This is a genomic window from Streptomyces sp. NBC_01546 (genome assembly GCF_045208355.1).
Lineage (GTDB): Bacteria > Actinomycetota > Actinomycetes > Streptomycetales > Streptomycetaceae > Streptomyces.
Map to the genome: position 1 here is coordinate 7420603 of NZ_CP109379.1, position 19286 is coordinate 7439888.

The 19286-nt window shown below is 73.1% G+C and carries 18 protein-coding genes; 8 read left to right on the forward strand and 10 right to left on the reverse strand.

What is annotated here, in order from left to right:
* Window positions 1-16 precede the first annotated feature (16 nt).
* Both OHA89_RS33865 and OHA89_RS33870 read left to right on the forward strand, forming a co-directional pair.
* On the forward strand, window positions 17-1567 hold the full coding sequence (locus tag OHA89_RS33865; RefSeq protein WP_266611635.1) for a carboxylesterase/lipase family protein: 1551 nt from the start codon (window positions 17-19) through the stop codon (window positions 1565-1567).
* Window positions 1568-1611: 44 nt separating this feature from the next.
* On the forward strand, window positions 1612-2619 hold the full coding sequence (locus OHA89_RS33870) for a LacI family DNA-binding transcriptional regulator (RefSeq protein WP_257558229.1): 1008 nt from the start codon (window positions 1612-1614) through the stop codon (window positions 2617-2619).
* A gap of 81 nt (window positions 2620-2700) precedes the next feature.
* On the opposite strand, the gene OHA89_RS33875 is transcribed toward OHA89_RS33870, so the two are convergent.
* A complete protein-coding gene (locus OHA89_RS33875) occupies window positions 2701-3675 on the reverse strand; it encodes an alpha/beta hydrolase (RefSeq protein WP_266611638.1) in 975 nt (324 codons plus the stop codon).
* 220 nt (window positions 3676-3895) lie between these two features.
* On the opposite strand from OHA89_RS33875, the gene OHA89_RS33880 reads away from it, so the two are divergent.
* Window positions 3896-4324, forward strand: a complete 429-nt coding sequence (locus tag OHA89_RS33880; RefSeq protein WP_406367823.1) for an ATP-binding protein — start codon at window positions 3896-3898, stop codon at window positions 4322-4324.
* 15 nt (window positions 4325-4339) lie between these two features.
* Here the strand turns inward: OHA89_RS33880 and OHA89_RS33885 are convergent, their stop codons facing one another.
* A complete protein-coding gene (locus OHA89_RS33885) occupies window positions 4340-6559 on the reverse strand; it encodes an MMPL family transporter (RefSeq protein ID WP_406367824.1) in 2220 nt (739 codons plus the stop codon).
* Between the two features lie 275 nt (window positions 6560-6834).
* Here OHA89_RS33885 and OHA89_RS33890 point away from each other — a divergent pair, with 275 nt between their 5' ends.
* The gene (locus tag OHA89_RS33890) at window positions 6835-8013 is read left to right on the forward strand and encodes a sensor histidine kinase (protein WP_266611641.1); all 1179 of its coding nucleotides are present in this window, start codon (window positions 6835-6837) and stop codon (window positions 8011-8013) included.
* Entirely contained in the window at window positions 8010-8693 is a 684-nt protein-coding gene (locus tag OHA89_RS33895) for a response regulator transcription factor (protein WP_215147002.1), read from the forward strand. Before OHA89_RS33890 ends, OHA89_RS33895 begins: the two co-directional genes overlap by 4 nt.
* Here the strand turns inward: OHA89_RS33895 and OHA89_RS33900 are convergent.
* Genes OHA89_RS33900 through OHA89_RS33915 form a run of 4 tightly spaced genes read right to left on the reverse strand, consistent with a single transcriptional unit; the run spans window position 8690 to window position 12419 of the window.
* Window positions 8690-9754: a zinc-dependent alcohol dehydrogenase family protein gene (locus tag OHA89_RS33900; RefSeq protein WP_406367825.1), complete on the reverse strand. Its 1065-nt coding sequence runs from the start codon at window positions 9752-9754 to the stop codon at window positions 8690-8692. The two genes, OHA89_RS33895 and OHA89_RS33900, sit on opposite strands and share 4 nt — an antisense overlap.
* Before the next feature lie 33 nt (window positions 9755-9787).
* Window positions 9788-10648 carry a DMT family transporter gene (locus tag OHA89_RS33905; protein ID WP_215147006.1) on the reverse strand — a complete coding sequence of 287 codons (861 nt, stop codon included), beginning with the start codon at window positions 10646-10648 and terminating at the stop codon, window positions 9788-9790.
* A gap of 56 nt (window positions 10649-10704) precedes the next feature.
* Complete coding sequence (locus OHA89_RS33910; RefSeq protein ID WP_266611646.1) at window positions 10705-11517, reverse strand: RimK family alpha-L-glutamate ligase; 813 nt, start codon at window positions 11515-11517, stop codon at window positions 10705-10707.
* The gene (locus OHA89_RS33915) at window positions 11514-12419 is read right to left on the reverse strand and encodes a RimK family alpha-L-glutamate ligase (RefSeq protein ID WP_215147010.1); all 906 of its coding nucleotides are present in this window, start codon (window positions 12417-12419) and stop codon (window positions 11514-11516) included. Before OHA89_RS33915 ends, OHA89_RS33910 begins: the two co-directional genes overlap by 4 nt.
* 171 nt (window positions 12420-12590) lie before the next feature.
* Between OHA89_RS33915 and OHA89_RS33920 the strand changes: the two genes are divergently transcribed.
* Window positions 12591-13322, forward strand: coding sequence for a hypothetical protein (locus tag OHA89_RS33920; RefSeq protein ID WP_215147011.1), 732 nt, complete (start codon window positions 12591-12593; stop codon window positions 13320-13322).
* Window positions 13323-13754: 432 nt separating this feature from the next.
* Here the strand turns inward: OHA89_RS33920 and OHA89_RS33925 are convergent, their stop codons facing one another.
* The 4 genes from OHA89_RS33925 to OHA89_RS33940 form a co-directional block, all read right to left on the reverse strand.
* The gene (locus OHA89_RS33925) at window positions 13755-14480 is read right to left on the reverse strand and encodes a zf-HC2 domain-containing protein (protein ID WP_215147029.1); all 726 of its coding nucleotides are present in this window, start codon (window positions 14478-14480) and stop codon (window positions 13755-13757) included.
* Window positions 14477-15088 (reverse strand): sigma-70 family RNA polymerase sigma factor, encoded by a 612-nt coding sequence (locus OHA89_RS33930; protein WP_215147031.1) that lies wholly within the window; start codon window positions 15086-15088, stop codon window positions 14477-14479. Before OHA89_RS33930 ends, OHA89_RS33925 begins: the two co-directional genes overlap by 4 nt.
* A 162-nt stretch (window positions 15089-15250) precedes the next feature.
* The gene (locus tag OHA89_RS33935) at window positions 15251-16030 is read right to left on the reverse strand and encodes a DUF1996 domain-containing protein (protein WP_406368693.1); all 780 of its coding nucleotides are present in this window, start codon (window positions 16028-16030) and stop codon (window positions 15251-15253) included.
* Window positions 16030-16182 (reverse strand): hypothetical protein, encoded by a 153-nt coding sequence (locus OHA89_RS33940; RefSeq protein WP_406367826.1) that lies wholly within the window; start codon window positions 16180-16182, stop codon window positions 16030-16032. The genes OHA89_RS33935 and OHA89_RS33940 overlap by 1 nt, the downstream gene beginning before the upstream one ends.
* Window positions 16183-16307: 125 nt before the next feature.
* Between OHA89_RS33940 and OHA89_RS33945 the strand changes: the two genes are divergently transcribed.
* Complete coding sequence (locus OHA89_RS33945) at window positions 16308-17081, forward strand: DUF1838 family protein (protein ID WP_406367827.1); 774 nt, start codon at window positions 16308-16310, stop codon at window positions 17079-17081.
* Window positions 17082-17451: 370 nt separating this feature from the next.
* On the forward strand, window positions 17452-19203 hold the full coding sequence (locus tag OHA89_RS33950; protein WP_406368695.1) for a S8 family peptidase: 1752 nt from the start codon (window positions 17452-17454) through the stop codon (window positions 19201-19203).
* Window positions 19204-19286 lie beyond the last annotated feature (83 nt).

Genomic DNA, 19286 nt, shown 5'->3' on the forward strand with positions numbered 1-19286 from the left:
CAGGAAGGACCGGCTCATGGCTCACTCCCCAGGCGAGGACCCGATGGTCGTGGACCTGCCCGCAGGGCGGCTCCGCGGCGCGGCCGAAGGGGGTCTCCTCGTCTTCCGCGGCGTGCCGTACGCCGAACCGCCGGTCGGCGACCTGCGCTGGAAGCACGCCCGCCCGCACGCGGGCTGGAGCGGAATCCGCGACGCCACCGCCGACGGCCCGAGCGCGCCGCAGCTCTACCGGGAAGGCGGTGACCCGGTTCTCGGCGGCCACGGTTCGCCCCCCTTCGACGAGGACTGCCTGACGCTCAACGTCTGGACCCCCGGCGCCGACGGTGCCCGCCGCCCGGTGCTCGTCTGGATCCACGGCGGCGGCTTCGTGTCCGGCTCCGGTTCACTGCCCGGCTACTCCGGCGCGACCTTCGCGCGCGACGGTGACCTCGTGGTCGTGAGCATCAACTACCGCATCGGACCGCTGGGTTACCTCTGTCTCGGCCCCGAGGACGGCGAGCAGGGCGAGCCGGGCGAAGGTGTCAACCACTGGCTCACCGACCAGCTCGCCGCCCTGCGCTGGGTACGGGAGAACGTCGCCGCCCTCGGCGGCGACCCGGACTCCATCACGGTCGCCGGCCAGTCGGGCGGCGCGGTGTCCACCGCGGCCCTCGCCGGGCATCCGCAGGCGCAGGGCCTGATCAAGCGGGTGATCCTGCAGAGCCCGCCCTTCGGGCTGGACCTGCCCGACCCGGACGCCGCCCTGGAGCGCACCGCCGCCTACCTGGAGCTGGCCGGGGCCAAGGACGTGGCGGAACTGCGCACCCTGCCCTGGCCCGCGCTGATCGGAGCGAGCATCGGACTGTTCGCGCGGACCACGCGGTGGGGGTACTGGCCGACCCCCTTCCTGCCCGTGATCGACGCCGACACCCTGCCGCAGCACCCGGCCGAGGCCCTGCTGGGCGGGGCGGCTGCCGGGATCGATGTCATGATCGGCTGGACGCGGGAGGAGGCCAACTTCGGGTTCGCCCTCGACGAGGGGTACGCCGCCGCGACCCGGGACCAGGTCACCGACCGCATCGCGGAGACCTTCGGCGCTGCCGCCGCCCCTTCGGTGTACGCGGCGTACGAGCGGACCCGCCCCGGAGCCGGCCCGCACGACGTGCTCATGGACCTGATCACGGACGAGCTCTTCCGGGTCCCCGCCCTACGGCTGGCCGAGGCCAGGGCCGAGCTGGGCCGGCCCGTCTGGGCCTTCCAGTTCGACCTGCCCACCCCCGCCTGCGAGGGCCGGCTCGGCGCCGCGCACTGTCTCGAGCTCCCCTTCGTCTTCGACAACTTCGAGCAGTGGTCGCACGCGCCCTTCCTGAACGGGCTCGACCCCGCCGTCCGCGACGGCCTCGCGCACGCCATGCACCAGGCCTGGATCGCCTTCGTCCGCACGGGCGACCCGAACCATTCCGGCCTGCCGCGATGGCAGCCGTACGACACCGGGACGCGCACCACGATGCGCTTCGACTCGGTCGTCACCGCCCTCGACGACCTCGCCGGCGACTCCCGGCTCCTTCATCTGACGCGTGTAACCTAAAAGGGAGGTACAAGAGTCCGGCAGAAGGAGCCCCGAGGGACGTCATGGCCAAAGACACGAGCGTCCCCGCGTCCATCACCAGTGCCGACGTGGCGCGGCTCGCCGGGGTGTCACGCGCCACCGTCTCCTTCGTGCTGAACGACACCCCCGGTCACCGCGTCAGCGAGACCACCCGGGCCCGGGTGCGCGACGCGGCCAGGCAGCTCGGCTACGTCCCGCACGCCGCCGCCCGGTCCCTGCGGGCCGGCCGCAGCAACCTCGTCCTGATGCCCGCCTCGATCTCCGCGATCGGCCGCCTCGTCAGCGACTGGGTGGACGACCTGCACAGCGAGCTCGACCGTCACGGATACACGGCCGTGCTCCACGCGGGCCGCTTCGCCGACCCCCTCGACGCCGCCCGGGCCTGGGCCGAACTGCGCCCGGCGGCCGTCGTCGCCATGGACGGCGACCGCTTCACCGGCCAGGCGGCCGAGCTGCTGCGCCGCGCCGGGGTGCGGGGCCTGCTCGCCTTCGCGGCCCACCCCGTCGAGGGCGTGCACACCATCGACTTCGACCACGCCCGGATCGGCGCCGCCGCGGCCGAGCACCTGATCGGCCGGGGCCGCAGCAGGATCGGCGTCGTCATGCCCCTCGAGCGCGGCCTCGGCACGCTCGCCCAGCCGCGCCTCGCGGGCGCCGAGTCGGTCGCCGCCCGCCGCATGGCCACGGTCACCCCGGTGGAGCTGGCCTACACCCGCGAATCCGTGACCGCCCTGGCCCGGCGGTGGCGGAGCCTGCACCTGGACTCCGTCTTCGCCTACAACGACGAGTACGCGGCCCTGCTCCTGCACGCGTTCCAGGCCGAGGGCATCTCCGTACCGGACGAGGTCGCCCTCGTCGGCTCCGACGACCTCGTCCTCTCCGCGCTCCAGCAGCCCGCGCTCACCACGGTCCGGCTGGACCTGCCGTCGGCCGCCCTGATCGCGGACACCGTACACGAGCTGATCGAGACCGGAACGGCCCCGGCGGTACCGGCCGTCGAGGCCGTGCTCGTCCACCGCCAGACCTCCTGAGGACCTGTCCGGGGCGTGTCCGCGGCCGCGCGGCGCCCCGACAGCCGTCGGGGCGCCGCGCGGACACGGTGGTGGGACTACCTACTGGTCGGCGCTGCCCGACGCGGCCGCGGGAGTGAGGTGCCCGGCCAGGAAGGCCACGCTCTCGGCGACGATCCCGGGGACGTCCGGGGAACCGAGGAAGATGTGGTCCGCGCCCTCGACGGGCTGCAGGGTGACCTCGCCCCCGGCGCCCTCCAGCGCCTCGGCGAGCGCCTCGCTCTGGCTGTAGGGGACCAGGCCGTCGTGGGTCCCGTGCACCAGCAGGAAGGGCGGCAGGTGCGGGAGGGCGGCGTACGTCACCGGGCTGGCCGCCCGCGCCGGTTCCGGGTCCTCGTGCACCGGGGCGCCGAGCAGGGCCTCGTACGGGTCGGGGAACTCGACCTCGGACGGCATCGCCGGCATGGGGTGGGCGGCCAGGGCGACCAGGTCGGAGCAGCCGTACCAGTCGACGACGGCCAGCACCCCGCTCTCCCCGGAGGCGACCCCCTCCGTGCCCTCCAGGGCCGGGCCGCCCGGGCTGCCGGGGCCGACGAGACCGGCCAGCGCGGCCAGGTGGCCGCCGGCCGACTCGCCCCAGACGCCGATCCGTTCGGGGTCGATGCCGAGGACGTCCGCGAACGCGCGGACGTAGCGGATGGCGGACTTCACATCGTGCAGCTGGGCCGGGAAGGGCGCTTCGAGGCTGTGCCGGTAGTCGATGGAGACCAGGGCGAGCCCGGCCCCGAGCACCGAGCCGTGCAGCAGGTCGGCGGGCACGGTCGGCGGCGGGTAGCGCCGGTCGCCGTCCAGCCAGCCGCCGCCGTGGATCCAGACGACGGCGGGGAACGGTCCTTCGCCGGCGGGCACCTGGACGTCGAGCAGCCGGGGACGGTAGCCGGGCGTGGTCGCGTACGTGACCCCCTCGAAGCGGCGTACGCCGTCCGGGCCGGTCACGGGCCGTACCGGGGGCCGGTACGGCGGGGGCGGCCAGGTCATGTCGGCGATGTCGAAATCGGCCGGGAGAGATTGCGTCATTGCGGCCCTTCCAGGGTGGGGCGGCCGGGGCGGGCACGGGCTTCGCGACGTTTGTCCGAAATGCTTGCGCGGGCCACCGGGGAGACGTTAACGTGTTACACGTGTAATCACGACTCTAGCGAGGCGTTTCCGCTGACCACAAGCCCAGGGGCTCACCCATTTGGGGATTGGTTACACGAGTCACTCCAGCGGTCGCTCGCCTTCCCTCCGGGAGCACGTCATGCTCACCACCATCGGCGGCTCGGTCCGCAGCTTCACCCACTGGGTCACCGATCCCGCCCCGGCGGCCGTCCCGCAGGTCAGGGCCCGGGTGCGGGCCGTACTCGAAGTCTGGCGGGTTTCCCTCGACGAGTCGGACGCCCTGCTGCTGGCCGTCAGTGAGCTCGTCGGCAACGTCGTCCGGCACGCGGGCGCGGGCCGGATGCGGGTGGCGGTGACCTCCGACGCCGGATGGCTCCGGCTGGAGGTAACCGACCAGGGCGCGTCCCTCCCGCGGCTGCCCGCACCCCGCTCCGAGGTCGACCCGGACTCCGAAGACGGGCGCGGACTGCTGATGGTCCAGCTTCTGGTGGCCGGGATGGGCGGCGAACTCTCCGTGATCGCGGACGAGTTCGGCAAGTCCGTCCGCGTGCGCATCCCGGCGGCCTGATCGCCCGGACAGGACCTACCCGACGGAGACGCGGTCCTCTTGTGGCCTGGCGGCCGCGGGCTCGGCCTGGTGGCGGCGACGGGCGCCGCCCGGGCGGACCGGCCACCAGGTGCTCCGGCCGAGGAGCGCGGCGAGCGCGGGCACCAGCACGATGGACAGGACGAACGCGGACAGGATGATGCCGAGCGCCGTCGCGAAGCCGATCTGCTGGGTGGACGGGTTCGAGTTGACGGCCAGGCTGCCGAAGGAGGCCGCGAGGACGACGCCCGCCGTGGCGATCGCGGGCGCGGTGTGCCGTACGGCACGGGCGACGGCCGCGCGGGCCGGTCCGGGACGTTCCATCTCCTCGCGTATGCGGTCGCTGATCAGGATGTTGTAGTCGGTGCCGAGGGCGACGACGAAGAGGAACAGCACCAGCGGGAGGACGAAGTTGACGCCCGGCTCGTCGAGCAGGTGCTGGAAGAAGAGGGCGGAGGCGCCGAGGGTGGCGGCGAACCCGAGGCCGACGGAGATCATGAGGATCGCGGGGGCCAGCAGGCTGCGCAGCAGGACGAGCAGGATGAGGGCGATCAGCACCGCGGCGACCGGGAACACGATCCGCAGATCGTGGTCGACGGCGGTGGAGATGTCGGCGAAGATCGCGGCCGTGCCGCCGACATGGGCCTCGGTCCCGGTGGGGGCGGCGCCGGCGATCGTGTCGCGTACGGGTCCCGAGACGAGGTCGCGGGCCTGCTGGGTCTGCGGGCCAGGGGTGAGGTAGAGGTCGAAACGAGCGGCCGTGCGGCCTTCGTTGAGGGTGGTCGCGCCGATCCTGCCGACGCCCTCGACCGTGGCGAGGGCCCGGGGCAGGGCCTCGAGCCCCTCTGCGGTGAGGGTCTGGCCGTCCTTCGCGGTGACGTAGACCGTGGCCGGGTCGGACACCCCGGCGGGCAGGGCGCGGGTGATCTCGGCGGCGGTGGCGGCGGCCGGGGTCTCGAGGTTGCCGCCACCCTGGCCGAAGTCCATCCGGATGCCGGCCAGTCCGGCCGCGAGGGCGCCCAGCAGGGCCACGGAGGCGAGTGCGAGGGTCAGCGGGCGGCGGGCGACCAGGGCGCCGAAACGAGAGGCGGCCCCTTCGGCGGGCTCCCGCTTGAGGGCGCGGGAGGGCCAGAACATCTTCCGTCCGGTGGCCGAGAGCAGCGCGGGCATCAGGGTGAGGCTGGCCAGCAGCATGACCAGTACCGACACGGCGATGGCCGGCCCGAGGACGCGGAACTGCCCGAAGGTCGCGATGGCGAGGGTGGCGAACGCGGCCACGATGGTCAGGGCCGCCGACGTGATGGCCGTGCCGACCCGGGCGCTGACCTCGGCCGCCGCCTCGCGGACGGGCTGCTCCGGGCGGGACCGCAGCTGCTCCCGGAAGCGGAAGAGGAGGAAGAGGAAGTAGTCGACGCCGATGCCGATCAGCACGACGCTGATCATGCTCGGCGTGGAGGGGTCCAGCTTGATGCCGGTGAGCGCCGCGCCGCCGACCACCGTGCCCGCCGCCGCGCCGCCGACGATGACCACCGCGAACAGCGGCACGAAGGCGGCCAGGACACTGCGGAACACCAGGATGTTGATCAGCACGATCAGGCCGACCATGACGATCCCGACGACGGTCTGGGTGGTCTTCTCGGCGTCGGCGGTGTCCGTGAGGTCGGCCAGGCCACCGGTGAAGCCGGTGCGCATCCCCGCCTCACCGAACGCCTCCTTGGCCTGGTCGCGGAAGACGCGGTAGACGCCGTGGAGGCCGGGGTCCGTGGAGTTGCCGGTCAGCCGGACGGAGAGCAGCTCGAAGCTCCGGTCCGGAGCGGTCATCGCGGGGCTGACCCCGGGGGTCTGGGAGTGGTCCTCGTTCAGGAAGGCGGGCGGGTCGTCCTCCTTCGGCGCGGGCATCTCCACGCGCCGGCTGCCCAGCTGGCCGGCGACGGCGCCGACGCGGCGGTGGTCGGCCTCGGTGAGGGGTTCGCCGTCGGCGCGGGCGACGAGCACCGTCACCGCGTTGCCGTCGGGCTTCACCCCGAACTTCTCCTCGGCGACCTTCAGCGCGGCGGCCGAGTCGTACTGGGCGGGCAGGAACTCACCGCTCTGGGTCTCGGTGACACGGTAGACGAGGGGCTGACTGAGCACGCTCAGGAAGATGCCCAGCACCGCCCAGACGGCGATGACCTTCCACGGGTTGCGGGTGGAGAACCCGGTCAGGGCGCGGATCACGTTGTTGTCCTCCGGCGTTGGTGGTTCGCCGAGGTCTCCCGGCTGGTGTCCAGCTCATCAGCGCGACGCGGGCGAATCGTCGGGGCGCGGGACGAGACGGGACCCGGGAGCGGGGGCCGGGGCGCAGCGCCGACCAGGACCCTGGTCCTGGGTCGGGATCGGCTCCGGGTCCCGGGGCGGGGCCGCGGACCGGTGCCAGAATGGATCACGAGACGACAGTCAGTCGTGCGCACCGGCAGCGGTCGGCGGGGGCGCTCGCGGGGGAGGACCACACCATGCCGAAAACGCTCACCGCACGGGGAAGTTCCCGTGCCGACGGGCCCTCGCCGGGCGGCGACGCCCTGCCCTGGACGCGCAACGACGCGCTGGTCACCGTCGGGGCGGCCGTCGTGGACCTGCTCAGCTTCTCGCTCGGCAGCCAGGTCGACCACGGGTACGTCCCGCCGGCCGGCTGCGTGCTGCTGGTGGTGGCCGCACTGCCGTTGCTGGTCCGGCGCCGCGCCCCGCTGGCCACGCTCGCGGCGGTCCTGCTGCTCGACCTGGTCTTCAACCTGAGCGTGCCGGTGGGGCAGCACTTCACCGCCACGGCCGTGGTCGCCCTCTACACGGTCGCACGGTCCCGGGGCGCGGCCGTGGTGGCAGTGGCGGCGCTCGTCTCCGCGGTGATGCCGCTGGTGGGGCAGTCATCGCAGCCGGGCACCGTGGACGTGATCGGCAGCGTGGCCAACCCGCTGTTCGTGCTCGTCACCGCGGCCGCGATGAACCGCTGGCACCGTGAGAACGAGGCCAACCGCCGCCTGCTCGCCGACCGTGCGGTGGCCGACGAACGGCGCCGCATCGCCCGCGAGCTGCACGACATCGTCGCCCACCACATCACCACCATGCAGCTGATGGCCGGAGGCGCCCGGGCCAACCTGGCGAGCGACCCCGAGGTGGCCCGGGAGGCGCTGGTCACCCTGGAGGGATCCGGGCGGATGGCGCTGCGGGAGATGCGCCAACTGCTGGACGTGCTGCGGGCGGGAGACGAGGCCGAGGAGGAGCCCACCGCCCCGCAGCCCGGGGTCGGGGACCTGGCGGGGATCGTCGGCGAGACCTGCCGGGCCGGGCTGCCCGTCGAACTGGACGTGCGGGGCGAGGAGCGCCCGCTGCCGCCGAGCGTGGGCCTGACCGTGTTCCGCATCGTGCAGGAGGCGTTGACGAACGCGCGCAAGTACGCGGGCGAGGCGCGGGCCTGCGTACGGCTGACGTACGGACCGCACGGGCTGGCCGTGGAGGTGTCCGACGACGGGGCCGGAGCGGCGGCCGCGCCCGCCGGGTCCGGCTACGGTCTGGTGGGAATGCGGGAACGGGTCGCACTGCACGGCGGCACGCTGGAGGCCGGACCGCTGGCCGGGGGCGGGTTCCGGGTGGCGGCCCGACTGCCGCTGAAGGGCGGGGAAGGGGCGCTGCGATGAGCGGACGGACGACGGAGGCGATCAGGGTGCTGATCGCGGACGACCAGCCGCTGGTGCGGCGCGGGCTGGCCCTGATCCTCGCCCCCGACCCGGCCTTCGAGGTGGTGGGCGAGGCAGCCGACGGCGAGGAGGCGGTGGCCCTCGCGCACCGGCTGCGGCCCGACGTCGTCGTGATGGACATCCGGATGCCGGTGCTGGACGGAGTCGGGGCGACCGAACGGCTCGCGCGGACGCTGCCCGAGTGCCGGGTACTGGCGCTGAGCACCTTCGACATGGACGAGTACGTGGTGGCGGCGCTGCGAGCCGGTGCCTACGGCTTCCTGCCCAAGGACATCTCGCCCGAGGAACTGGTCGCGGCGGTACGGGTGGTGCATACCGGAGAGGCCGCCGTCGCGCCCCGGCTGCTGACCCGGCTGATCTCCGCCTACGTGCTGGCCCCGCGCCGGCCGCAGCCGCCCGCGGCGAGCCTGGGCGACCTCACGCCGCGCGAGCAGGAGGTGTGGCGGCTGATGGCCACCGGACTCGACAACGCGGAGATCGCCGAGGCCATGGACATCAGCGTGTCCACCGTGAAGAACCACATCACCAGCCTCTTCGGGAAGCTCGGCGCCCGCGACCGCGCCCAGGCGGTGATCGCCGCGTACGAGACCGGGCTGGTCGAGGCGGGCAGCCGGAACTAAGCCGTCGCTTCCGGATCCTGCCCCGCCCGCGGCAGGATGATCGTGACCCCCCGCCCCGGGGCCGTGCCCATCGCGGCGAGCGCCGCCGGGGCCGCGTCGAGGTCGATCGTCGAGGTGACGAGCAGGTCCGGCCGCAGCACTCCGGACCGGACCAGTTCCATCATCGGCGGATAGGCGTGCGCCGCCATCCCGTGGCTCCCGAGGATCTCCAGCTCCCAGCCGATCACCCGCTCCATCGGCAGGACCGTCCCGCCCGCGGCCGCCGGCAGCAGCCCGACCTGTACGTGCCGCCCCCGGCGGCGCAGCCCGCCCACCGAGGCCGCGGCCGTGGCGGGCGACCCCAGGGCGTCCAGCGAGAGGTGCGCGCCCCCGCCGGTCAGCTCCCACACGGCCGCCGCGGTGTCCACGGCCGCCGCGTCCACGCAGTGCGCGGCCCCGAACCTCCGCGCCAGCTCCAGCGCCTCGGGCGCCGTGTCCACGGCGACCACCCGCGCCCCGGCGGCCGCCGCGATCATCACCGCGGAGAGCCCGACGCCGCCGCAGCCGTGCACGGCGACCCACTCGCCCGCAGCGACCCGTCCCTGCCCGACCACGGCCCGGAAGGCCGTCGCGAAGCGGCAGCCGAGCCCGGCCGCCGTCGCGTACGACAGCTCCCCGGGAACGGCCACCAGGTTCACGTCGGCGTGGTCGAGGGCCACGTACTCGGCGAAGGAGCCCCAGTGCGTGAACCCGGGCTGCGTCTGCCGCCGGCACACCTGGTGGTCGCCCGCCGCGCACTCGGCGCAGCTCCCGCAGGCGCACACGAACGGCGCCGTGACCCGGTCGCCGACCCGCCAGTTGGCGACGCCGGACCCCACCGCCTCCACCACTCCGGCCAGTTCGTGGCCCGGTACGTGCGGCAGCACGATGTCCGGGTCGTGCCCCATCCACCCGTGCCAGTCGCTGCGGCACAGACCGGTGGCCTCCACCCGCACCACCACCCCGGCCGCCGGCGGACGCGGATCCGCGACCTCCCTGACCTCGGCCGGCTCGCCGTACCGCTCGAACGCCACCGCGCGCATGCAAACCGCCCTCCACTCGAAATGCCCCGCAGGCTACCCGGCGTCGTCCGGGGCGGCGGCCCGGGCCAGGGCGAGCACCCCCGCGCAGATCAGGGCCAGGCCCAGCAGCTGGGGCAGCAGCCACCACTGCGCCCGCACGTGTTCCTCGTACAGCAGCACGCCCAGCGCCACGCTGACGCTCGCGTCCCCGAGGGTCAGCGCGGGCTGCGAGGCGACCAGCGGGCCGCCCTGCATGGCATGTTCGAGCAGGAGCAGCGCGCAGATGCCGCTCGCGGCGAAGGCGTACGTCTCCCAGGTGGTCAGGAACGCGCCGATGCCGCCCTCGTCGAGGACGTGCATGGCGGACTTCATCAGGGCGGCGGTCAGCGCGTAACAGACGGCGGTGGCCGCGCCCAGGCACCCGGCCCGCATCCGCCCGGGCGGCCGCCGCAGTCCGGCCACGGCCAGCAGGGCCACGGCCACCGCGCACGCCGCCAGGGCCAGCACCCACCGGTCGAGCGGTACGTGCGTACGGTTCCCCTCGGGCGAGGCGGCCGCCAGCGCGATCCCCAGCCCGGCCACCACCCCCGCCACGGCGAGCCACAGCGCCCCCGGCAGCCGGGTCCGCGTCACCAGCGAGGCGATCAGCAGCGCGAGCGGCAGCTCCAGTACGAACAGCGGCTGTACGAGGGCCAGCGCGCCCGTGGCGAGCGCGACGGCCTGCCCGACCCCGGCCGCGATCACGGCCAGGATCCCGGCGATCCACAGGGGCCGCCGCAACAGGTCGAGGACGAGGCCGAACCGGAAGCCGTCGCTCTGCGGCACGGTCAGTGCGGCCCGCCGCTGGAGCACGGTCGCCAGTGCGTTGCTGAGCGCCGCGAACAGCGCGAAGAGGACCGGCAGGACGAAGCCCATGCCCCGATCCTCACCGATCCCGCGCCCCGCGCGCCTCCGCGACACCCCGACGGGAGCTAGGGGGTGTCTGACCCTCTGCCGGTGGCCCGGCGCAGGGTCAGCGCCGCCAGGGCCTCGGGGGCGCCCGACTGGCCGCGGACGCCGGGGAAGGCGTTCACGTCCACGATCAGCGGTGTGCCGTCGCCGGCGTCGATGATGTCCACGCCGTAGACGTCCAGCGCGAAGGCCGCGCCGGCCGCCCGCACCAGATCGGCCCAGCCGGAGGGCAGTTCGGCCAGGGCCAGCGGCAGGTTGGGCCCGCGCCCGCCCGGCGAGAGCTCGGAGCGGCGCAGGGCCGCGAAGACCTGGTCCCCGATCGCCCACAGCTTGTGGTCCCAGCCGCTGTTGGGCGCGAAGTCCTGCACCACCACCGGTTCGCCCGGCCACCGCGCCGCCAACTCCCGCAGCCCCGCGGCGTCGTCCACCCGGGCCACCAGGTCGCCCCGGCGGCTGTAACGGCTCTTGACCACCACCGGCGAGGCCAACGGGACGGCGGACCGCGCCCACACGGAGAGGGAGCCGACGCACCGGGTCGCGGCGAACGGCAGCCCGGCCCGCTGGGCGAGCTCCGCCATCGCCGTACGGTCCTGGCACAGCGTGGTCGCCGCCGCCGTGTTGACGACGGACGCGCCCCGCCCCTCCAGCTGTCGTGCGAGATCCAGCGCGTGCGCGGTGCGCGACTTCAGCAGGTACACGTCGGCCGGCCGATCGGGGACGCCTTCCGCCGCGCTCGGGTCCAGCACCTCGACGACGTGCCCGGGTGCCAGCAGGGCGGCGGTGGCCGCCAGCAGCGGATGACCGGGTTCCGGAGTGATCAGACCGATCCTCACGCGCCGTCCACCGCCCCCGCCGACATCTGCGCCGGGATCGACAGTGGCAGGGCGTACGAGCGTGGCGACGGCACCGGCGGGGGCGTGGAACCGCCCGTCCGCGCCAGGTCCAGCACCGCCCGGGCCACCCGCGCGGCCGCGTCCGGCACCTGACGGAAGCTGGGGAAGTCGTTCACGTCGACGACCACGGGCCCGTCGGGCCCCAACAGCACGTCCACCCCGTACAGGTCGAGCCCGTACACCGCCCCCACCTGCGCGGCGATCGCCGCGACCTCGGCCGACAGCGGAACACGGCGCTCCCGCACCGCCGGGTCGGGGTGCAGCGGGGAGCACCGCTCGGTCGCGAACAGCTCCCCGCCGACCCCGTACACCTTGATGTCGGTGCCCGAGTTGGGCACGTACGGCTGGGCAATGAGCAGGCCCTCGCCCGCCAGGACCGGGAGCATCGCCTCCAGCCGCTCCGGCGAGGACACCAGGTGCACGGCCCGTCCGGAGCTCCCGTCGGCCGGCTTGACGACGAGGGGGTACTCGGCCGCCGGTATCTCCCGCAGCAGCTCGGGGCTGGCCGCCGCGTAGGTCGGCGGCAGCGGAAGGCCCCGGGCGCGGCCGATGGCGGCGGCCAGCGCCTTGTCCCGTACGCCCCGGATCGAGCGGGCGTCGTTGACCGTGGTCAGCCCGGCGGCGGCCGCGGCCTCGAGCAGGGTCAGCCCGGGGCCGCCGGAGACCGTCTTGAGCACCCAGGCGTCATGGGAACCCGCGCTCACCGTCTCGGTCATGCACAGCAGCGAGCCGCCCGGCCGCACCACGTCGACCCGGTGCCCCCACGCGGTCAACTGGCGGATCACCTCGTTCGGCATGCCGTCGTGGCGGTAGTGCTCCTCCACCAGGAAGCAGAGCCTCATGGACCTTCCCCATATTCCCCGGACGTCCGCCGATCCCGTCCGGCGAGTTGTGACGTCACAGGATGTCATGAACCGCAATGTGATGATCGGTCCACCTCGGAGGGTCCGGTGGGTCGGGAGGGCGCCGGATATTCGAATGTACGGGCGCCCGGCTCCTGTTAGGTTCATCGCGTGCCGAAGCTGAATCAGATCATCGCAGTCGAAAAGGGCGTCAAGTCCAAGTCCCTCCAGGAGCTTTCGCAGGCTCACCACGACGTCCAGAAGCCCGCCCTGCTGGCCGGCATCTCCCGGACCTACCAGCCCAAGGACGAGGAGGGCGAGCAGCTGCCGCCCGAGTCCACGCGGGTGCAGGTCAAGGCCGAGGACGTGCTGCGCGCGACGGCCGGCACACTGACGCGGCTGTTCGACGTGACGGCGACCAAGGACTGGGCGAACCGCACCGCGGCCGCCGACGTCGTCGTGGACGGCACGGTCCTGCTGGCCCAGGTGCCCGTGCCCTATCTGCTCTTCCTGGAGAAGCAGCTCACGGACATGCACACCTTCGTACGGAAGCTGCCGGTGCTGGACGCGTCCGAGTCCTGGAACCTGGACCCATCCACGGACTCCTGGAAGACGGACCCGGTGCGCACGATCCGCACCAAGAAGGTGCCGCGCAACCACGTCAAGGCCGAGGCCACCGAGAAGCACCCGGCGCAGGTCGAGGTCTACTACGAGGACGTCCCGGTCGGTTACTGGACGACGGTGAAGTTCTCCGGCGCACTGCCGGCCCGGCGGGTGAACGAACTGCTCGACCGCGTGGAGAAGCTCCAGCAGGCCGTCAAGTTCGCCCGGGAAGAGGCCAACAGCGCCGAGATCACCGACCAGCGGGTCGGGGACGCGGTGTTCGGCTACCTGTTCGGGTAGCCCCACGAACTCCCCCTGTATGTCTGCAGGGGGTGCGCGAGAGCGCAAGCTGAAACTGATGTTGAAGCTGAACAGGGGTGTCAGTTGGGGGTTCGAATCCCTCCCCCGGCATTACGCGCCGGGGTGGCCCAAGCCTGGCAGAGGCGGCCCCGTAAATCTCAGATTCTCGCTCCAGTCTCAGTATTCGCCGCCGAACACCGGATCGACCGAGCGTGGACGATCATCGACGGATGGGGGTTCAAGTCCCTCCTGCGCCTCTCCTCGTGGCGCGGTAGTTCAATGGCAGAACACGTCGGTCTCAATATGATCCGCGGCTCTTAAACGCCGCCGGTGTGCGCAATTGGGTGGCAAGCAGGAGCCCGGGAGCTGGACATGCTCCCGGGCTCTGTCACGTCCCCGCCCGCCCCGCTGACCGGGGCGACCGGCTGCCGGCTACACCGGCACGGACACGAACGCCTTGCCCGCCTCGTTCTCGACCAGGACCGCCTTCACGTTCGCCGGATCGACGGCCGCCGAGCCGTCCAGCGACGCGCCCTTGGCCTGGCCGTTCTCCTGGCTGCCCACCACCCAGCCACCCGCGGTGGTGCGCGTGCCGTCCTTGGCGACCACGACCAGTCGGCACCGCTCGCCCGGCGGTACACCCGTGACGGCGGCGTTCACCCGCACCCACTGGGCCGCGGGGGTCATCTGTACGGTCATCCGCGCACCCGTGCCCGGATCGGTCGCGGAAGCCACCTTGGTCCCGGGGACGTGCGACGAAGGAGCCGTCGACACCGTCGGCGAGGGCTGGGGCAGCGCGACCGCCCCCGAATCACCGGCGCCCAGCTGAGACCCGGCCCAGAACACGGCGGCCAGCGAAGCCGCCGCGGCCAGTCCCGCGAGCCCTGCCCGCCGGCGCTGCTCACCGGCCCGCTCACCGCGCATCTGCCGCAGGGTGCGCTGGAGCAACAGGTCTCCGCCCTGCGGCGGCCCGTCGAGGAACGCCTCCTCGGGCACCTCACCCAGCGCCGCCTCCATCTCGCGCAACGCGGCCACCTCCTCCCGGCACTGCACGCACCCGCTCATGTGTTCCTCGACCCTGCGGACCTCCGTGTCGTCCAGGACGCCGAGCACGTACGGGCCGAGCTGTTCTTCCTCCTCGTGCCGCTGCCGGTTCATGCCACCACCTCACGCAGTCCGGCGGGCTGCTGGGGCGGCCTGCCCGATCGTTTGCCTTGTCTGGAACCGCTGTCCCCGGCGCTGTTGTCCCGGAAGACGTCGCGCAGGGCCTTGAGCGCGTAGTGCGAACGCGATTTGACCGTCCCGGCCGGTATGCCGAGGCTGTCGGCGGCCTCCGAGACGCTGAGCTGCCGGTAGTACAACTCCCGCAGCACGTCCCGGTGTTCCGGCGACAGCTGGTCCAGTGCGCCCAGCACCGTCATCGTGTCCACCACGGAATCCGCGTGGTCCGCCTCCACCGGGGGAGTGGCGGCGACCCCGGAGACCTCCGGCGGCCGGGCGGCCTTGGCCCGGTACCGGTCGGTGATGATGTTGCGGGCCACCGTGAGCAGCCAGCCGCGTACCGACCCCTTTCCGTTCACCAGGACCTCGGAGTGCCGCCAGGCCCGGATCAGCGTCTCCTGGACGATGTCCTCGGCGGCGGCCCGGTCTCCGGTCAGCCGGGTGGCGTACGCGAGCAGGGCGTGGCCGTGCTCCTCGTACACCGACTTGATCAATGCCTCATCGGTCGAGCCCCGCCGAGTGCGGGGCCACAGTGGTCCGGCCATCTCACCCTCTCCGTCTTCCTCGCTTACGTGGTGCGGTCGGAACACGCCGCCCGCGCGGACCCGGTTCACGTGACGTGCGTCACTTCCGTGTTGGGCTCGCGTTCGCGCCCGCGTTCGCGCCCGCGTGGCTCTCGCGTCGCGCCCGGGCCGTACCGGCGCCCCTCACATCCGGCAGTCGCGGCCCTCGTTGAGGCAGGCCACGACCCCGGCCATCTGCCGCTCTGTCATCGCGTTCACGAACATGCCGTGGTCCGTCTTGGGGCTGTGCCGCTGCTCGGGAAAGGAGTCCAGCGCCATGGGGGCGCCCGCGGGGACCTCGTAGGAGAGGGAGACGTGAAGCTCGGGCACCGGGAAGGTGCCCCGCGGGCAGACGCCGTCGGCCGCGGGGAACTTCAGGTGCGAACGGTGCCCCTCGCCCGCGGTGTCCAGACCGTTCCAGCAGCTCGGAAAGACCAGGGTGCGCGTGACACGGTCGCCCTCGGGGCAGCGCGGATAGCGGGTGGTGGGCCGGTCCGGAGCGCCCGAACAGCCCCAGCGGGCCCGGACTTCGGCGTCGCTGGCCGCGGTGTAGGCGACGGCGTCCCCGGTCATGCCGCGCAGGAAGCGCGGCATCGCCACCACCTTGCTCACGGGACTGCCGCGGAACTCCACCCGGACCGAGGCCTCCGGCAGGATCGCCCCGGTGTTGCCGTGGCCTGCCGAGCCTTCGTGCGGGCGCGAGCCCGGCCGGTCGGTCCGCCGCAGGACGGGCCAGTAGTACGTCGACCGGTCGCCGCCGCGGCAACTGGTCGCGGCCGCGTCGAGGGAGGCGTCGGTCGACATCGCGTCCGTGGACAGGTTCCCCACGTACGCGTGGGTGTGGTGGGCGCCCGCCCGCAGTCCGGGCGAGACCACCAGGTTGTCCTCGTTGTAGTGGCCCTCCTCGTTGCGGCCGCAGTCCATCACCACCGAGCCGGCCGAACCGTCGCCGGACGGGCGCCCGCCGCCCCCCGGTGCGGACCGGCCGCTCGCGAGGCCCCCAGGACGGCGGCGAGCAGCCCGCCGCCCAGGACCAGGCAGATGACGAGAGTGAGCAGTCGGCGTTCTTTCCCCATGGCGGTCACGGTCGCCGGTGGCGCCACCGACGTCAACCTGGCATCCGGATGGCGAACGGCGCCGCCCGCTCCGTGGCGCGATGCCTGCTTGCCGGTCCGGGCGCCGACCGCGCACAGTACGGCGTATGACACCCGCGATGACGCCCGCCGAGCTGCTGCACGCCTTCGCCCGCACCCGCGCCTCGCTCGACGGCGCCGAGGTGACCTTCTGGTGGTCGGGCGACGTCTACACCTGGGCCCCCGGTGAGCCCCATCAGCGCCTCTTCGGCTTCGAAGGGCTGAATGTCGCCCGGCTCGTCACGGACGGGGAAGGGGGCGGCTACCAGCTGCTGTCCAGGGAAGCCGCCTTCTACCTGGACCCCCTGACCCGGGAGATCCTGGACACCTGGCAGGGCCGGCCGGTGGTCCACGTCTGGAACGATCCTGCCAACCAGAAGTGGCGGCCCTTCCCGGTCCCCCTGACGGAGCTGGGCGACCAGGTCTGCTTCAGTCTGGAGATCCCGCTGGCCTATCCCTCGCCGCTGCCCGTCGAGGAGTACCCGGCCAACTCGGCCGACGACACCTACCGGGCGCTGGAGCTCTTCCAGTTCTTCGCGCCCGCCCATGTGCTGTCCACCGACGCGCCCAGTGTCCCCGCCACGATGTCCTGGACCCGGATGTCGCCCTGGCTGCCCTGGATGGAACAGGGGCAGCGCCCCGGCGGCCTCACCTTCCACTGCCGCGGCCGCAAGCTCGGCTCCTACGCGGAGGTTCCCGAGCGCACCCGCGCTTACATTGCCGCCCAACACCCTGAATTCGCCCGTTCCCCGGACAAATGGTCCGAGCCGAACGAGACCAGCTGGACGTACTTCCGCAAGCTCTTCCCGCCCCGCGGGATCGGCGGCGCCCCTACCCCCTGACGAGCCGCGGGGGGAGGGGCAGGGAGCGGACAAGGGTTTTCCCCGTATCGAGTTCATCGCCGTGTTGCCTACTGTCTGCCCACCGGCGATCTTCCCCTGACCCGGCGGCCGACACGCCAACCCCACATGGCATGATGCCGTCCCACCAGGGGGAATCTTCGGTACCGCCGTTGCCCTGCCCCGCCGTCGAGGCCGGGGCAACGTGGCGCGCGGCGGCGGCCGGGGCGAGTTCGACCAGCTCGCTCCCGGCCCCGCGGCCGCCGGTCACCTCCCACACTGCACTGATCGGCCGCTCCGGCCTGCCCGGAACCGGCCCGCGAAAGGGAACTTCGTGCACGCATCCAGACGCAGGCTCATATCCGTGGTGGCGATGTCCGTCACCCTGCTCGCCGGCTCCGCCACCGCCTCCGTGGCCCTTGCCGCCGACGTTCCGGCGCCGGCCGCCGAGGCCGCCGCCACCGCCCCGGTCGAGAACCTCATCGTCGGATACAAGACCTCCGCCTCGGAGGCCAGTTCCAACACCGCCGCCGCCGACGACGCCGCGGCCAAGGGCAAGAAGGCCGGCAAGAAGGCGAAGTTCGACCGCCGCCTCGGCACCGGAGCGGCCCTGGTCAGCCTCGGCTCGGCCACCGCCCCCGCCGACGCCGCCAAGGTGATGGCCCAGTTCCGTGCCGACCCGGACGTCGCCTACGTCGAGACGGATGCCCGCGCCTACGCGATGGCCACCCCGAACGACACCGAGTACACCAAGCAGTGGGACCTCTTCGAGCCCACCGCCGGCATGAACGTTCCTGCCGCCTGGGACAAGAGCACCGGCTCCGGCGTCACCGTCGCCGTGATCGACACCGGCTACGTCGCCCACTCGGACGTCGCCCCGAACGTGGTCGCCGGCTACGACTTCATCAGCAACTCCACGTACGCCCGCGACGGCGGCGGCCGTGACAGCAACCCCGCCGACGAGGGCGACTGGAACGCCACCGACGGCGAGTGCGGGGTGGGTTCCAAGGCCAGCGGCTCCTCCTGGCACGGCACCCACGTGGCGGGCACCATCGCCGCGGCCACGAACAACGGCAAGGGCGTCGCGGGCATCGCGTACAACGCGAAGATCCAGCCCGTGCGCGTGCTCGGCAAGTGCGGCGGCACGACCGCCGACATCGCCGACGCCATCACCTGGGCCTCCGGCGGCACCGTCGCGGGCATCCCGGCGAACGCCACCCCCGCCAAGGTCATCAACATGAGCCTCGGCGGCTCCGGCGCCTGCAGCGCCACCTACCAGAACGCCATCAACGGCGCCGTCGGCCGCGGTACGACCGTCGTCGTGGCCGCCGGCAACAGCAACTCCGACGCCGCCGGCTTCACGCCCGCCAGCTGCAACAACGTGGTCAACGTGGCCGCCAGCAACCGCACCGGCGACCGCTCCTTCTACTCCAACTACGGCGCGAGCATCGACGTCGCCGCCCCGGGCGGTGAGACCCGCCGTGGCACCGACACCCCCGGCACCGTCACCACCCCCGAGAACGGCATCCTCTCCACGCTGAACGCGAGCACCACCACCCCCGGTGCGGAGATCTACAAGCCCTACCAGGGCACCAGCATGGCCGCCCCGCACGTCGCGGGTCTCGCCGCGCTCGTGGTCGCCGCCAAGCCCTCGCTGACCCCGGCCCAGGTCGAGGCGGCGATCAAGAACAACACCCGCCCGCTGGCCGGCGTCTGCACCGGCGGCTGCGGCACCGGTCTCGCCGACGCGGCCGCGACCGTCAACGCGGTGACCACCACCACGCCCCCGGGCCTGGAGAACGGCACGGACTACACCATCGGTGACAACACCACCGTGGAGAGCCCGATCACCGTCAGCGGGAAGACCGGCAACGCCCCGGCCACCCTCAAGGTGGGCGTGAACATCGTGCACAGCTACATCGGTGACCTCAAGGTCGACCTGATCGCCCCGGACGGCACCGCGTACAACCTGCACAACCGGACCGGCTCGAGCACGGACAACATCAACCAGACCTACACCGTCGACGCCTCCTCTGAGGTCGCGAACGGCACCTGGAAGCTCCGTGTGAACGACAACGCCGGCGGCGACACCGGCAAGATCGACTTCTGGAGCCTCACCTTCTGATCCGTCCGCACCCGGACCGGATCTCCCCCAGCTGACGCTGGGAGGTCCCCCGGTCCCAACTCGGCCTGACGGGCCGATAGTAC